Annotated in this window: 14 protein-coding genes; 4 read left to right on the forward strand and 10 right to left on the reverse strand. The window is 75.3% G+C overall.

What is annotated here, in order from left to right; genetic code table 11:
- Nucleotides 1-203 precede the first annotated feature (203 nt).
- Nucleotides 204-1,376, forward strand: coding sequence for an alanine--tRNA ligase-related protein (locus V6U88_RS22470; protein WP_334455849.1), 1,173 nt, complete (start codon nucleotides 204-206; stop codon nucleotides 1,374-1,376).
- Nucleotides 1,377-1,483: 107 nt separating this feature from the next.
- On the opposite strand, the gene V6U88_RS22475 is transcribed toward V6U88_RS22470, so the two are convergent.
- The 5 genes from V6U88_RS22475 to V6U88_RS22495 form a co-directional block, all read right to left on the reverse strand.
- Nucleotides 1,484-2,002, reverse strand: coding sequence for a phosphatase PAP2 family protein (locus V6U88_RS22475; RefSeq protein WP_334455940.1), 519 nt, complete (start codon nucleotides 2,000-2,002; stop codon nucleotides 1,484-1,486).
- 82 nt (nucleotides 2,003-2,084) lie between these two features.
- On the reverse strand, nucleotides 2,085-3,359 hold the full coding sequence (locus V6U88_RS22480; RefSeq protein WP_334455851.1) for an MAB_1171c family putative transporter: 1,275 nt from the start codon (nucleotides 3,357-3,359) through the stop codon (nucleotides 2,085-2,087).
- On the reverse strand, nucleotides 3,356-3,883 hold the full coding sequence (locus tag V6U88_RS22485; RefSeq protein ID WP_334455853.1) for a hypothetical protein: 528 nt from the start codon (nucleotides 3,881-3,883) through the stop codon (nucleotides 3,356-3,358). Before V6U88_RS22485 ends, V6U88_RS22480 begins: the two co-directional genes overlap by 4 nt.
- Nucleotides 3,880-4,449 carry a hypothetical protein gene (locus V6U88_RS22490; RefSeq protein ID WP_334455855.1) on the reverse strand — a complete coding sequence of 190 codons (570 nt, stop codon included), beginning with the start codon at nucleotides 4,447-4,449 and terminating at the stop codon, nucleotides 3,880-3,882. The genes V6U88_RS22485 and V6U88_RS22490 overlap by 4 nt, the downstream gene beginning before the upstream one ends.
- Nucleotides 4,446-4,901: a hypothetical protein gene (locus V6U88_RS22495; RefSeq protein WP_334455856.1), complete on the reverse strand. Its 456-nt coding sequence runs from the start codon at nucleotides 4,899-4,901 to the stop codon at nucleotides 4,446-4,448. Before V6U88_RS22495 ends, V6U88_RS22490 begins: the two co-directional genes overlap by 4 nt.
- Nucleotides 4,902-5,261: 360 nt before the next feature.
- Here V6U88_RS22495 and V6U88_RS22500 point away from each other — a divergent pair, with 360 nt between their 5' ends.
- The 3 genes from V6U88_RS22500 to V6U88_RS22510 are packed head-to-tail and all read left to right on the forward strand — an operon-like array spanning nucleotide 5,262 to nucleotide 9,000.
- On the forward strand, nucleotides 5,262-6,746 hold the full coding sequence (locus V6U88_RS22500) for an ATP-binding protein (RefSeq protein WP_334455857.1): 1,485 nt from the start codon (nucleotides 5,262-5,264) through the stop codon (nucleotides 6,744-6,746).
- Nucleotides 6,747-6,768: 22 nt separating this feature from the next.
- Nucleotides 6,769-8,613: an acyl-CoA dehydrogenase gene (locus tag V6U88_RS22505; RefSeq protein ID WP_334455858.1), complete on the forward strand. Its 1,845-nt coding sequence runs from the start codon at nucleotides 6,769-6,771 to the stop codon at nucleotides 8,611-8,613.
- 24 nt (nucleotides 8,614-8,637) lie between these two features.
- Nucleotides 8,638-9,000 carry a hypothetical protein gene (locus V6U88_RS22510; RefSeq protein ID WP_334455860.1) on the forward strand — a complete coding sequence of 121 codons (363 nt, stop codon included), beginning with the start codon at nucleotides 8,638-8,640 and terminating at the stop codon, nucleotides 8,998-9,000.
- 24 nt (nucleotides 9,001-9,024) lie between these two features.
- Here the strand turns inward: V6U88_RS22510 and V6U88_RS22515 are convergent, their stop codons facing one another.
- From V6U88_RS22515 to V6U88_RS22535, 5 genes are all read right to left on the reverse strand, one after another.
- Entirely contained in the window at nucleotides 9,025-10,704 is a 1,680-nt protein-coding gene (locus V6U88_RS22515) for a long-chain-fatty-acid--CoA ligase (RefSeq protein WP_334455861.1), read from the reverse strand.
- A 295-nt stretch (nucleotides 10,705-10,999) separates the two neighbouring features.
- A complete protein-coding gene (locus V6U88_RS22520; RefSeq protein ID WP_334455862.1) occupies nucleotides 11,000-11,998 on the reverse strand; it encodes a hypothetical protein in 999 nt (332 codons plus the stop codon).
- Between the two features lie 146 nt (nucleotides 11,999-12,144).
- On the reverse strand, nucleotides 12,145-12,324 hold the full coding sequence (locus V6U88_RS22525) for a hypothetical protein (protein ID WP_334455863.1): 180 nt from the start codon (nucleotides 12,322-12,324) through the stop codon (nucleotides 12,145-12,147).
- 76 nt (nucleotides 12,325-12,400) lie between these two features.
- Nucleotides 12,401-13,114 carry a spermidine synthase gene (locus tag V6U88_RS22530; RefSeq protein WP_334455864.1) on the reverse strand — a complete coding sequence of 238 codons (714 nt, stop codon included), beginning with the start codon at nucleotides 13,112-13,114 and terminating at the stop codon, nucleotides 12,401-12,403.
- Between the two features lie 134 nt (nucleotides 13,115-13,248).
- Nucleotides 13,249-13,851, reverse strand: a complete 603-nt coding sequence (locus V6U88_RS22535) for a class I SAM-dependent methyltransferase (protein ID WP_334455866.1) — start codon at nucleotides 13,849-13,851, stop codon at nucleotides 13,249-13,251.
- Between the last annotated feature and the right edge of the window lie 45 nt (nucleotides 13,852-13,896).

Raw genomic sequence — 13,896 nt, forward strand, 5'->3', positions numbered from 1 at the left:
GTCGTCGCGGTACGGTCGGGTCATGCAGATCAGGCGCACCACCGCCGCGGCCGCGCGAGCTTCCCGCTCGCCGGTTGCCGCCGCCTGATCCACCCGACCCACGCCGGCGACCGGAAACGGTCCGCCGGCGTTTTTCGCGTCTGCACCCCCGCGTCCGCGTGGCGGGCCGAACCGGTCGCACCCGACCCGGAAGGCCGAGCGCCATGACACCCGAGCAGATCGTCCGCACCTTCGTCGACCACTACCACCGGCGGGACCACCGGTCCGCGCCGGAGAGCCCGCTGGTCCCGCCGCCGGGCGACCCGGTGCTCTTCACCACCTCCGGCATGCACCCGCTGACCCCGTACCTGGCGGGCCGTCCCCATCCGTCCGGCCGCCGGCTGGTCAACGTCCAGCGCTGCCTGCGCACCACGGACCTGGACGAGGTCGGCGACCCGACCCACCTGACCGTCTTCGACATGCTCGGGACATGGTCGCTGGGTGACTACGGCATCGGGCAGAGCCTGCGCTGGGGGTACGAGCTGCTCACCGACGGCTTCGGCGTCGACCCGGGTCGGCTGCACGCGACCGTCTTCGGCGGCGACGACCAGGTGGGCCCGGACGAGACCGCGCTGGCGACGTGGACCGAACTGGGCGTGCCCGTGGAGCTGACCCGCGAGGAGAACTGGTGGTCCAACGGCCCGACCGGGCCGTGCGGGCCGGACTCGGAGATCTTCGTCTGGACCGGCGACGGGCCGCCCACCGGCACCCCGGGCGGTGACGAGCGGTGGATGGAGGTCTGGAACCACGTACGGATGGGCTACCACCGGCACGACGACGGCCGGTTGGAGCCGCTGCCGCAGCCGAACATCGACACCGGGATGGGCCTGGAGCGGCTGGAGATGGTGCTGCGCGGTGGCCGGTCGGTCTTCGAGGGCGACGGACTGACCCCCTGGGTGGCGGCGGTCCGCGACCGGTGGCCGCTGGACCCCACGTCGCACCGGATCGTCAGCGACCACCTGCGCTCGGCGGTCGTGGTGCTCGGCGACGGCGTCCGCCCCGCCAACACCGGCCGCGGCTACGTGCTGCGCCGGCTGGTCCGGCGGGCGCTGACCGCGCTCTGGCGCGACGATCCCACGCGGACCCTCACCGACCTGCCCGATGAGCCGTACGCGGACACGCTGCGCCGGTTCCGCCAGCGGGGCGACACCGGGCCGCTGCGTGCGGTGCTCGCCGACGAGGAACGGCGCTTCCGGGGCCTGCTCCGGCGGGGCCGGCCGGTGGTCGAGCGGTGCCGGTCCCGGGGGCCGCTGACCGACGCCGACTACGCGTGGCTGCACGACACCCACGGCCTGCCCCGCGAACTGGTCGACGGGCCGCTGGGGGAGCGGAGCTGAGCCCGACCGGCGCCTCGTCCCGGGCGGGGCGGGGCCGCCCGGTGCCGGTCGGCGGTCGGTCGTCGGCCGGCCCGGGTCCACCGGACCCGGGCCGGCCGGACCGGTGACTAGCCGAGCAGCAGGTACGTCGGCACCGCGACCAGCACCCCCGCGGTGGTGCCGGCGAGCACCTGGGCGGTGGTGTGGTCGCCCAACCGGACCCGGGACCAACCGATCAGGGCCACCAGGCCGAACGCCGCCAGCAGTGCGGGCCCGAAGACCAGCACCAGCACCCCGACCGCCCCGGCGGCCACGGCCGCATGCGCGCTGAGCTTCCAGACCTGGTTGACGGCGGTGACCACGAGCAGCACCGCGAACATCACCACCACCATCGCCACCAGCGGCCGGGGCGCCCCGAGCAGGACCAGCGCCGCGAGGCCCGCCAGCACCGAGAGCAGCCCGCCGACCAGCGGACCGCGCCGCTGCTCGCGTACCCCGATGTGGTGGTCGGTGAGCCGGCCGCGCCGCACCCCGAGCCAGATGATCCCGTACGGCACGACCGCGCTGAACAGCACCGCCAGCAGCGCCCAGCCGAGGCCGGCCGGCCAGTCCGGCGCGGTGGCGTGCAGCGCGAGCACCACCGGCATCGCCGCCGCCCACACCGCCGGGGCGAACACCTCGGTGACGATCCGCGCCGCGCCCGGGCCGGCGGGCGCGACGACCCTGGTCTCACTGGACACGCTGTCCCCTCTCCACGTTCTCCGCGCCGGTCGCCGGGCGCAGCCCGGCCCGCAGCCGGGCGACCTCCGGCGAACGGTAGGCCCTCGCCACCCGGACGAGCCAGGCGACCTGCTCCGCGGCCTCCCCACCGTCGGCGCGCGCGGCCGGCAGGTCGGGCAGCCCGTCGTGGTCGGCGGCGGGTGGCGCTCCGGCGGCGCGCGCGTCCAGCGCGGCGGCCAGCACCGCCGCCTCGGTGGCGGCGGCGAGCCGGTCACCGGTCCAGCCGGCCCGGCGGCCGGCCGCCTCGGCGGCGTCGAGCAGCGCGGCGGACATCCAGGGCCGCAGGGTGGCGTACCCGTCGAGGATCTCCACGGTGGCGCGGACCCGTCGCAGGTACGGGTCGCGCAGCACCGCCAGCAGCCCGGCGAGCCCACGCGGCTCGGGCAGCAGCGCGATCTCCGGCAGCACCCGGTGCACCGCCGCCTGGAGCGGACGCAGCCGGTAGTGGTCGACGACCGCCCGCGCCCGCGCGCCGAGCCGGTCGAGGCCGATCAGCGGGCCCCAGGACGGCAGCGTCGAGCCGATCAGGATGAGCAGGATGGAGACGGTGAAGCTGAACACCACCACCGCGTCGGAGACGAGCGCGGAGCCGGGCCAGAGCGCGCCGGCGGCCACCGCGGTCAGCTTGCCCAGCACGTAGACCAGGCCCCAGGCGGCGCCCGCCACGATCAGCCGCAGGCCGAGGCGGAGCAACGGCCGGGCGGCCTGCCGCGCGTACCGGTGGGCCAGGGCCACCACCTGGGTCATCGACCAGCCCAGGTAGGTCAGGTAGACGTAGAGGAAGGGGGCGTCGAACGGGTCGCCGTAGTAGCGGCCGCCGGCCACCCGGGGGTCGTCCAGCGCGGCCCGCGCCGGGGTCAGCGCGAAGAGCACCGCCATCGCGGCGACGCTGACCAGCAGCGCGACCGTGCGGCGGCGGACCCGGCGCCGGGTCCGCTCGTCGTCCCCGGTCATGTGCAGCAGGAAGGCCTGCGCGGCGGTGGCCGAGACCAGGGTGAGGCAGTTGGACGTCAGCCGGGCCAGGTCGAGCACGCCGAGTGCCCGGTCCAGCGCCGGCATGAACGGCTGGATGGTCAGCGAGACCGTGATGCCGACCAGGGCCAGGCAGAGCGCCCGCAGCGGCCGGTAGCGCGGGTTGCGGGCCAGGTCGCGCAGTTTGTACAGGCTCATCACCCAGCAGATCAGCGTCACGGCGATCATCAGGTCACGGACGAGGCTGATCACGGGTGGCGGCGTCCTTCGAGGGTGGCGGCGAGCCGGTCGGCGAGGGCGACGTCGACCGGTGCGGTGACCGGGAGTTCCGACCAGCTCTCCGCGCGTTGCACGGCGAGACTGCCGAAGAACTCCGCCCGCCGCTCCTGCGGCACGTCGTAGGAGCTGCGGGCCAGCGGCGTCGGGGCAGCCAGCGCGGCGGCGGCCCGGTCCAGCTCGGACGGCGGGGAGACGTCGTCGAAGAGGGCGTGGCCGTACTCGTGGCCGATGATCAGGCGCTGGCGCACCGGAGTCGCGTTGGCGGCGTAGAAGATGTAGTCGGCGTGTTCGCCGGCCACCCACAACCCGTGCGGGGCCAGGGCGGGCAGCTCACGGGGGATGAGGTGCACCGGCCGGCCGCGTCGCCGTTCCACCCGCTCGTGCAGCTCGGCGAAGGTGAAGCCGCCGGTCAGGCCGAGTGAGTCCAGGGCCTGTTCGGACTGGCGGCGCAGCTGCCGGAGCTGGGCCTCGTCGTCCCGGCGTCGTCGACGGATCATCGGGCCGGCACCGGGTGGTGGGTGTACCCGTCCCGCACCGCCCGCAGCCGGGCCGCGAGGCCGGCCCGGCGCGGGCCGGCCGCGGCGAGCAACTGCACCCGGGTGGCGAACAGCTCCGCCTCGCGTTCCTGCTCGGCGGTGCAGGTCAGCCGGGTGAGCTGGGCGCGCAGCCGGTCCAGCGTGCCGGTGCCGAGGAACTCCACCAGGGTTCCGGCCACCGCCGGTACGCCCCGATGGTCGAGGAGCAGGTGGCCGATGCCGTGCAGGGCCAGGTGGTCGCGGTGGTGCCCGGAGCGGGTCGCGCCGACGAGTACGTGGTCGGTGTCGCCGCGGCGGCACCAGAGCGCCCTCGGCTCGGGCAGCCGGGTCGGCACGGTGGTGACCACCAGCCGCCGCCCCCGGGCGCGGGCCAGCTCGGCGACGAACCGGCGCAGGTCGAACGGGCGGGGCACGGTGACCTCGCGCAGCAGCCGGTCGTGCTCGCCGGGTCCGCCGGCCGGGTCGGCCGGCAGCCACCAGCGGCGCAGCCGGGCGCAGCCGCCCCCGGCGGCACGCTCCGCGGTCACCGGGCCTCCGCCGGGCGCTCGCCGGAGCGGCGGGCCCGGGCGGCCGCCTCCAGGCGTTCCACCTGCTCGATCATGGCCACCACGGCGGCGTGGCCCTCGGGGGAGAGCCGGGCGTCGGCGAGCCGCATGGCCACCTGCCTGATGTGCGGGTTGGCCAGGGCGTGCGCGAGGTCGCGCCCACCGTCCACGTCGTCCTGGCCGGGGGCGAAGAAGCTCGACGACTGGCCGAAGAAGGCGGCGATGGCGTCCACCACCGACTGTCGCGGGTCCGGCGCGCGCCCCTGCCGCAGATTGCTGAGGTGGGTGTGCGAGATCCGGCAGCCGCGCCGGGTGAGTTCCTGGGCCACGTGCCGGACGCTGTACGGACGGCCCTGCGGATCGGTGACCGTCCGGAACAGCCAGTCCAGGCGAGCGGCGAAGGACCGGTCCGGCGGCTCGGTGACTGGGGGCAAGGGGACTCCTCCGCACACGCGGTGACACCGGCCGGGGACGGCGGCACCGACCGTTGACGCCGCTACCGCGAGTATGTATAGCATTACCACCCTTGGCACGGCGAGTGGACACTTTGGTCTGACGTGGCACCGCTGAATGCCAGGGGCGTCCTGGCAGGTTCGACGGGAGCGCGCAGCCATGCGCCATCGGGGGTCCGTCGCCAATCACCGCGGGACGCGGGCGGGCGCGTGTCCGGCCCGTCGCAGGGGTGCGGTACGCCGTGCCGCACCCCTGCCCACGACGTCCGCCCCGGTGGCAGCCGGGGTGGCCGGGTGTCAGACTGGCCGGCGGGGGACCGCAGCGGCGAGGGACGTGGACGCATGACGGGACACGGGTACGCACTCCGGCCGGACACCGAGACCGTGCCGCTGCTCGGCGCCCTGGTGACCCTCGTCGACCCCGCCGCGCTGCTCGCGGCGGCCGGCGCCGGCCCCGTCGAGCTGCTGGCCGACGCCACCTTCCCCGACCCGGTGCGCCGGGTGCGGTTCACGGTGCGGGCCGAGGCCGGCCGGCACCGGTTCGAGGCGTCGGTGCGCGCCGGGGTGCCGCCGACCGCGGTGGGACTGCTCGCGCTCGGCCTGGCCGGCCCGGCCGGGATGCTGCTGGCGCACCGGCTGGCCGCCGGCGATCCCCGCGCCGACCGGGTGGTCGCCGTCGCCGGCCGGGTGGCGGCCGGGGCGTCGCGCCGGCTCGGGTTCCGCCCGTCCGCACCGGCCGGGCCGGCGCCCGACGCCGCCGGTGCCGCCGTGCTCGACCGCGCCCGCGAGCTGGGGCTGCGGCCCGACATCCGGCACCACGCCGAGCCCGGTGGGCGGCTGGTCACCGTACGCGGCACGGCGCCCAGCGCCGAGGTCACCCCGGCGCACCTGCGGGCCATGGTCGCCCTGGTGCTCCAGGCCGTCCGCGAGCTGGCTGGCGACACCCCCGAACCCATAGTGCTGCGCGGGCGGACGTACCTGATCGGGGTGCGGTCGCAGCCGCCCGTGACGCCGCCGGGCACCGCGGCGGTGACCCTCGACCAGGTCGGCGGCCTCGACGAGGTGGTCGCCCGGTTCCGGGAGATCGCGGTGTCGTTCCGGCACCCACAGGTGATGGCCCGCTGGGGCGCGCGCCGCCCGCAGGGCATCCTGATGTACGGCCCGCCCGGCACCGGCAAGACCATGCTGGCCCGCGCCCTGGCCAACGAGATCGGCGCGGATTTCCGGGAGATCCGCACCCCGGAGATCCTCGACAAGTACCTCGGCGGCTCGGAGCGCAACATCAAGCAGATCTTCCGCGAGGCGCGCGGCTACCGGCAGCCCACGGTGCTGCTCTTCGACGAGTTCGACAGCATCATCAGCTACGCCGGCGCGGGCGGGGACGCGGCCAGCCAGGCGGTCAACGCGGTCGCCGGGATCTTCAAGCAGGAGATGAACACCCTCATCGAGGAGAACCCGGACGTCATCGTGGTGGCGACCACCAACTTCCCGCACCGGGTGGACGCCTCGCTGATCCGCTCCGGCCGCTTCGACGTCAAGCTGGCCATCCCGCCGCCCGACGAGACCGGGCGGGCCGAGATCATCGCCAAGATGGTCCGCGAGCTGATCGACCGGCACGAGCGACCCGGCTTCCGGATGTTCGCCGACGACGTCGACCCGCGCGGGCTGGCCGCGCTCACCCCGGGACTCACCGGGGCGGACATCCGTGAGGTGCTGCGCCGGGTGCAACTCGCCAAGGCGATGCGCGAGGCCACGGAAGGTGCGCCGGTCGGCCCGATCAGCCAGGATGACCTGCGTGACGCCATCACCGGGCTGGGGCGCGGCTGAGGCGTACGACGGAAGGAGACCCGTGTCGTCCACCCTGCTGTCCCGTCGTGACCTTCGTTTCCTGCTCTACGAGTGGCTGGACGCGCCCCGGCTGACCGAGCGCCCCCGCTACGCCGAGCACTCCCGGGAGACCTTCGACGACGTGCTCGACCTGGCCGAACGGGTGGCCGTCGAACACTTCGCCCCGCACAACCGGGCCGCCGACACCAGCGAGCCCGTCGTCGACGGCGGCCGGGTCCGCATGATCCCGCAGGTCAAGGCCGCGCTGGAGGTCTTCGCCGGCACCGGGCTGCTCGCCGCCAGCATGGACGCGAGCGTCGGCGGGCTGCAGCTGCCGCACGTCGTCTCCGCCGCCGCGTTCGGCTTCCTCCAGGCCGCGAACGTGAGCACCGCGGCGTACCCGTTCCTGACCCTGGGCAACGCCAACCTGCTGCTCGCCCACGGCAGCGCCGCGCAGGTCGACCGGTTCGTCCGGCCGATGGTCGAGGGCCGGTTCTTCGGCACCATGTGCCTGTCGGAGCCGCAGGCCGGCAGCTCACTGGCCGACATCACCACCCGCGCCGAGCCGCAGGAGGACGGCAGCCACCGGCTCTTCGGCACCAAGATGTGGATCTCCGGGGGCGACCACGAACTCGCCGAGAACATCGTCCACCTGGTGCTCGCCCGGATCCCGGGCGGCCCGCCCGGGGTGAAGGGCCTCTCCCTGTTCATCGTGCCGAAGGTGCTCGTCGGCGCGGACGGCACGCTCGGCGCGCGCAACGACGTGGTGCTGGTCGGCCTCAACCACAAGATGGGCTACCGGGGGACCACCAACACCCTGCTCAACTTCGGCGAGGGCGTGCACCGGCCGGACGGCCGGGCCGGCGCGGTCGGCTATCTGGTGGGGGAGCCGCACCAGGGGCTGGCCCAGATGTTCCACATGATGAACGAGGCGCGCATCGGCGTGGGGGCCGGCGCGACCGCGCTCGGCTACACCGGCTACCTGAAGTCCCTGGCGTACGCCCGGCAGCGCCCGCAGGGCCGGCCGGTCGCCGACAAGGACCCGACGGTGCCGCAGGTGCCCATCGTCGCGCACCCCGACGTGCGCCGGATGCTGCTGGCCCAGAAGAGCTACGTGGAGGGCGCCCTGGCGCTGGTGCTCTACTGCGGGCGGCTGCTGGACGAGGAGAAGACCGCCCCCGACCTGGCCGACCGGGCCCGGGCGCACCTGCTGCTGGACATGCTCACCCCGATCGCCAAGAGCTGGCCGTCGCAGTGGTGCCTGGCCGCCAACGACCTGGCCATCCAGGTGCACGGCGGCTACGGCTACACCCGCGACTACGACGTCGAGCAGCACTGGCGGGACAACCGGCTCAACCCGATCCACGAGGGTACGCACGGCATCCAGGCGCTCGACCTGCTCGGCCGCAAGGCCACCATGGACGACGGGGCCGGCCTGTCCCTGCTGCTGGAGACGATCTCCGCGACGGTGGCGCGGGCCTGGAAGGCCGACGGGGAGGCCGCCGAGCTGGCCGCGCCGCTCGGCGCGGCGGTCGACCGGGTCGCCGGCACCACCCGCCGGCTGTGGGCCACCGGTGACCCCGCGCTCGCCCTGGCCAACGCCAGCGTCTACCTGGAGGCCGTCGGGCACGTCGTGGTCGCGTGGATGTGGCTGGAGCAGCTGCTCGCGGTGGACGCCGCGACCGGTGCGGCCACCGCTGGTGACGGGCTCGGCGGCGACGGCGACGCGGACGTCGGCTTCTACGCCGGCAAGCGGCAGGCGGCGCGGTACTTCTTCCGCTTCGAGCTGCCCCGGGTCACGGCCCAGTTCGACCTGCTGGACAGCCTCGACCGGACCACACTGGACATGCGCGACGAGTGGTACTGAGCGGGGCGCCTATCCTTGGCCGCGATGGACTCTCCCGAGACGACCCCGTCGGGGCCGGTGGGCGGCGACGCCGGGCTCGAGACGTTACGCCGGTGGTGGCGGCTGCCGGGGCCGGTACGCGCCGAGGTCCGCCGGCTGAGCCGGGAGCGCCGGCACCACCCGGACGACGCGGTCGCCTGGACGGCCTGGCGCTGGGCGCAGGCGGTGCTGCCCCCGGGCGCGCCGGAACCCGGCCGGGCCCGCAACATCCTCAGCGCCGCCGGCTTCTGGACGCAGCTCGTGGTCGAGCTGCTCACCGGCACGGACCCGACCGACCCGCCGGCGCCACACTGGCTGGACCGTCGACGGGCCCGTCGCATCCTGCGCCTGGGGCCGCCCGTCCGCTGACGGCGCGTGCGTCCCGCGCCCGGCTCAGTCCCGGGCGAGCAGCCGCTCGCGTACCTCGCGGCGCAGGATCTTGCCGATCTGCGAACGGGGCAGTTCCTCGACCACCACGACCCGGCGCGGCACCTTGTACGCCGTCAGGTGCCGGCGGCAGGAGGCGCGCAGGCTTCCCGGGTCGGTCGTGCAGTCCTTGCCCAGCACCACGACCGCGACGACCTCCTCGCCGCCGTGCTCACCGGGCAGCCCCACCGCGGCGTCGGCCACCCCGGGCACCCGGCGCAACGCGTCCTCTACCTCGGACGGATAGACGTTGAAGCCGCCGGTGATGATCAGCTCCTTGATCCGGTCGACCACCCGGACGAAGCCGTCGTCGTCCATCACCACCACGTCGCCGGTCCGCAGCCAGCCGCCCGGCAGCAGCACCTTCGCGGTCTCCTCGGGACGGTTCCAGTAGCCGGAGAACACCTGCGGGCCCCGGATCAGCAGCTCTCCGGCCTCGCCGGGGGCCCGGTCCACGGACGGGTCCTCCGGGTCGACGATGCGGACCTCGGTGGACGGGAACGGCACCCCGACGGTGCCCGGCCGGCGGGCGGGGGAGACCGGGTTGCCGAGCGCCACCGGGGAGGTCTCGGTCATGCCGTACCCCTCGACGAGCAGCCCGCCGGTGACCGACTCCCAGAGCTCGACCGTGGACGGTGGCAGGGCCATCGCGCCGGAGATCGCGTACCGCACCGGGGTCAGGTCGACGCCGCGTTCCCGGGCGGCGGTGGCCAGCTTCTCGTAGATGGGCGGGACGGCGGGCAGGAACGTCGGCGGGCGGCGGCGGACCGCGTCGAGCACCTGGTCGACGTCGAAGCGGGGCAGCAGCACCAGGGTCGCGCCGATGCTCACCGAGAAGGTCAGGCAGAGCGTCAGCCCGTACGCGTGGAACAGCGGCAGGACGGCGTACACCGTCTCCTCACCGTCGCGCAGGCCGGGCACCCAGGCGCGACCCTGCGCGGCGTTGGCGCGCAGGTTGCGGTGGGTCAGCACGGCGCCCTTCGGGATGCCGGTGGTGCCACCGGTGTACTGCAGCAGCGCGGTGTCGTCCGGACCGGGCGCGGGGTGGTCGGCGGCCAGCGGCGCGGCGGCGGCCAGCAGCGCGTCCCAACCCAGGGTGTCCGGTGCGTGGGCGGTCATCGCCGCGCGGGCGGCCCGCGCCTTCGCCAGCGGCAGCCGCAGCGCCCAGCGCTTCGATCGGGGCAGCGCGCGGGTGAGGTCCACCGCGACCACCGTCTCCACCGCGCCCGCGCCCCGCACCAGGGGTGCCGCCTTGTCCCAGACGACGGCGACCCGGGCGCCGTGGTCGGCGAGCTGGTGGGCCAGCTCCTGCGCGGTGTAGAGCGGGTTGTGCTCGACCACCACCGCGCCGAGGCGCAGCGTGGCGTAGAAGGCCACCACGTGCTGCGGGCAGTTCGGCAGCACCAGGGCCACCCGGTCGCCCGCGCCTACGCCGAGCCGCCGCAGCGCCTCCGCCGCCCGCGCCACCTGGGCGTCCAGCTCGGCGTACGAGGTGGTGGCGCCGAAGAAGTCCAGCGCGACCCGGGAGCCGAACCGGCGGGCCGCTCCGTGCAGCAGGTCGACCAGGGACTCCTCCGGGGGAGCGATGGTCGCCGGCACCTCAGGGGCGTAGCTGCGCAGCCAGGGCCGCTCGGCGGTCAGGTCCATCGGGTCTCCCCTCGCTGGGCACGATGGTCCGCCCGACCGGCCGCGTCCGGGCGCACCCGCGTCCAGCCTAACCTACCTGCCGGTAACCTACGCTCCCGTAGGTCACGGGTGAGGGGTGCACCGGGTGGCACCGCGCCGGAGTCGGGGAGCGTGCGGCGGCAGACGGAGCTGCGCAGCCGAGGGCGCTCGGCGGGTCAGCTCACCGCGGTCCCCTCGCCGTCGACGGTGCGGGCGGGACACCCGCACCGTCGACGGCGCACTGACATCGCCGGTGTCGGCGGCGCAGCTGGTGGGGTCAGCAGCCGCTCCAGCGCACCGGGGTGACCCGGCCGTCGTTGCGGAAGCCGACAACCGTGCCGGTGTCGGAGATGGCCCGGGCGCCGACGGTCACCCGCTCGCCGCCACCGGGCAGCAGCCGGGAGGTGCCGTTGCGGGCGATGCGGTCGCCGCCGACGACCGTCCCGTGGGAGTTGACGTCCGCCACCCAGGTCAGCTCGTCGGCGAGTCGCGACCACGAGCCGTCGCGCAGGTCCCAGCGCACCTTCACCTGGGTAACGCCGCCGAGGTCGACCCGGCCCACCGCCCAGTGGCCCTGCGCCGCGTCGATCAGGGTCGTGCGGGCGCCCGGCACGGTGAGGGCCTCGACCCGACCGTCCGGGTGCCGTACCCAGCCGGTCCACTCCGCAAAGGCCCCGGCGGTGCCGACGATGGTGCCGTTCTCGGTGATGCCCTGCGGGACGGCGTCGATCGGGGCGTCGAGCACCTCGACCGTGCCGGGCCGGGCCGCCGGCCAGCGCAGCGCGACCTTCCGGCCGGTGTCGGCCTCCTCGCGCCAGCCGACGATGTCTCCCGCCCCGTTGATCGCCGACGCCGCGGCGGCGCCGGGCGGCACCGGGAGGAGTTCGACGACCCCGCCCCGGTAGACCCACGGCCGGCTGATGCCGTCGACCCATCCATTGCCGACGACCACGCCGTCGGTGTTGACGTCCGCCACGGAATCGGCGATCGGCGACTCGACCGTGGTGAGCTGCCGGCGGTCCCAGACCAGCAGCAGGAGCTGGTTGCCGTCGTCGCCGACGCGCAGGGCGGTGCCGGCGGTGAACCGGCCGGTCGGGTCGACGGCGTCCGCCGTGGCGCGGTACACGTCGGTCGGGAAGGGCAGGGTGGACAGGGTGCAGGCGCTGGCGGTCCGCGGCGCGGCGGTCGCCGGTGCGGAGGCGGCGACGCCGAGCGAGGCGGACAGCAGCCCGGTGGCGGCCGCCGCGAGCATCCTGCGTCGAGCGAGGTGGGTCATCGGTGTCTCCCCGTGGTGGGTCCGGGTGCTCCGGACGCTGGTGATGACCAGATCACCCCTGACGGCCGTTCCGGGTTGCGATCTGTCCGATGCCCGACCGGATGCTTGCGTTCCCGACCACGGTCGGGCTGCGAGCCGTTCGCCGGCTAGCGGCGGCCGGGGGAGTGTTGCCGCAGCAGCCGCCGGCCCCGCACGAACGCCAGCACGATCACCACCACCAGCGCGACCGCCCCGATGAGGACCAACCAGCGGACCGCCTCGAGGAGCAGCCCCAGCAGGACGAGCGCGCCGCCGACGATGCCGACGATCCAGAGCACGGTACGCATGTCGCCTCCCTGATCGACTGTCCGCGCGCCTTCCCCCTGCGGAGCTGGACATGCCGGACGGGCGCGGAAATATCGGTCAGCGGCGGGCGACGTAGACGGTGTTGGCGCTCTCGCCGCCGGTGAACGGGTTGGCGAAGCGGACGACGTGGGCCTGCGAGGTCGGGAACACCTCGGCGAGGACCCGGCCGAACTCCTCGTCCGGCGGGTCGTCGGACCAGAGGGCGAACACCCCGTCCGGGTGCAGCAGGTCGGCCAGCCGGCGCAGGCCGTCGGCCTGGTAGAAGGGGGCGTGGCTGGGGTGCAGGACGTGCCGCGGCGAGTGGTCCACGTCCAGCAGCACGGCGTGGAAACGGCGGTCGGGCTCCGCCGGGTCGAGGCCGGTCCCGCCGGCGACGGCGGCGAAGAAGTCGGCCCGGACGAAGCGGGTACGCGGGTCGGGCGCCAGCCCGGCGGCGAAGGGGAAGAGCTGACGGCGGTGCCAGTCGATGACGTCCTCGATCGCCTCGACCACCACCAGCGAGCGCACCCGGGGGTCCTCCAGCGCGGTCCGGGCGGTGTACCCGAGGCCGAGTCCGCCGACCACCACGTCCAGGGCGTCGCCGGTCAGCGGAGCCAGGCCCAACCGGGCCAGCTCGATCTCCGCCACCGGGAAGAGGCTGGACATCAGGAACTCGTCGTCGAGCTTCACCTCGTACACGTCGACGTCGAGCGCCGGGTCGCGGCGCCGGCGCAGACTGATCTCGCCGATCGGGGTCTCCCGCCAGGCCAGTTCCTCGAATCGCGCGCCCACCCGGCCTCCTCGCCGCCGCCGTCCGTGCGGGATGCTACCGGCCAGGCCCTGCCTGAAGCGGCGCGGGAAGGCGCGGCGTGCCGCGCATCCCGCAGATCAGCGCCTCAGGAGCGCGTCTCCGGTGCCTGCGGCCGTCACGCCGGCCGGGTCGCGACCACCACCGTGTCGAGCGCGTCCACGGTGCCGCCGTCGACGGCCACCGGGCGGCGGGCCGTCTCCGCGCGCCGCACCCGCAGCCCGTCGAGACCGGCGACCACCCGCTCCGGGGTGAGCAGGATCGCCGGATCGCGCGGGCCGCCCACCCCGGCGTCCAGGTTGGCCCGGTCGTGTCCGACCACCACGACCGCGCCGCCGGGCCGCAGCGCGTCGCGCGCGCCGGCCAGCACGGTCGCCAGCGCGGCCGGCGGCAGGTGCAGGTAGGCGACCAGCACCAGGTCGTACCGGCCTGGCTCGGGGGCCTCGGCGGTGACGTCCGCGACGCGCCAGTCCACCGGTACGCCCCGACGCGCCGCGAACTCCCGCCCGCGCGCCACCGCCACCGGCGAGAAGTCCGTCGCCGTCACCCGCCAGCCCCGCTCGGCCAGCCAGACCGCGTTGCGCCCCTCGCCCGCGGCGAGGTCGAGCGCGTCACCCGGGGGCAGGTCGGCGACCTCCTGCACCACGAAACGGTTCGGCTCGGCGGTCCACACCAGCTCCGCCGAGGCGGCGTACCGGGCGTCCCATTCGCTGCTGTCCACCGTCCGGTTATACGGGACGCGGCACCCGCGGCGCGAGATCCGGGC

The sequence above is a fragment of the Micromonospora sp. CPCC 205739 genome (assembly GCF_036906795.1).
Lineage (GTDB): Bacteria > Actinomycetota > Actinomycetes > Mycobacteriales > Micromonosporaceae > Micromonospora.

Coding starts and splice junctions, on each gene's coding strand:
- V6U88_RS22470 (WP_334455849.1), top strand. CDS start 204: ATGACACCCGAGCAGATCGTCCGCACCTTCGTCGACCACTACCACCGG.
- V6U88_RS22475 (WP_334455940.1), bottom strand. CDS start 2,002: ATGCCGGTGGTGCTCGCGCTGCACGCCACCGCGCCGGACTGGCCGGCC.
- V6U88_RS22485 (WP_334455853.1), bottom strand. CDS start 3,883: ATGATCCGTCGACGACGCCGGGACGACGAGGCCCAGCTCCGGCAGCTG.
- V6U88_RS22500 (WP_334455857.1), top strand. CDS start 5,262: ATGACGGGACACGGGTACGCACTCCGGCCGGACACCGAGACCGTGCCG.
- V6U88_RS22510 (WP_334455860.1), top strand. CDS start 8,638: ATGGACTCTCCCGAGACGACCCCGTCGGGGCCGGTGGGCGGCGACGCC.
- V6U88_RS22515 (WP_334455861.1), bottom strand. CDS start 10,704: ATGGACCTGACCGCCGAGCGGCCCTGGCTGCGCAGCTACGCCCCTGAG.
- V6U88_RS22520 (WP_334455862.1), bottom strand. CDS start 11,998: ATGACCCACCTCGCTCGACGCAGGATGCTCGCGGCGGCCGCCACCGGG.
- V6U88_RS22525 (WP_334455863.1), bottom strand. CDS start 12,324: ATGCGTACCGTGCTCTGGATCGTCGGCATCGTCGGCGGCGCGCTCGTC.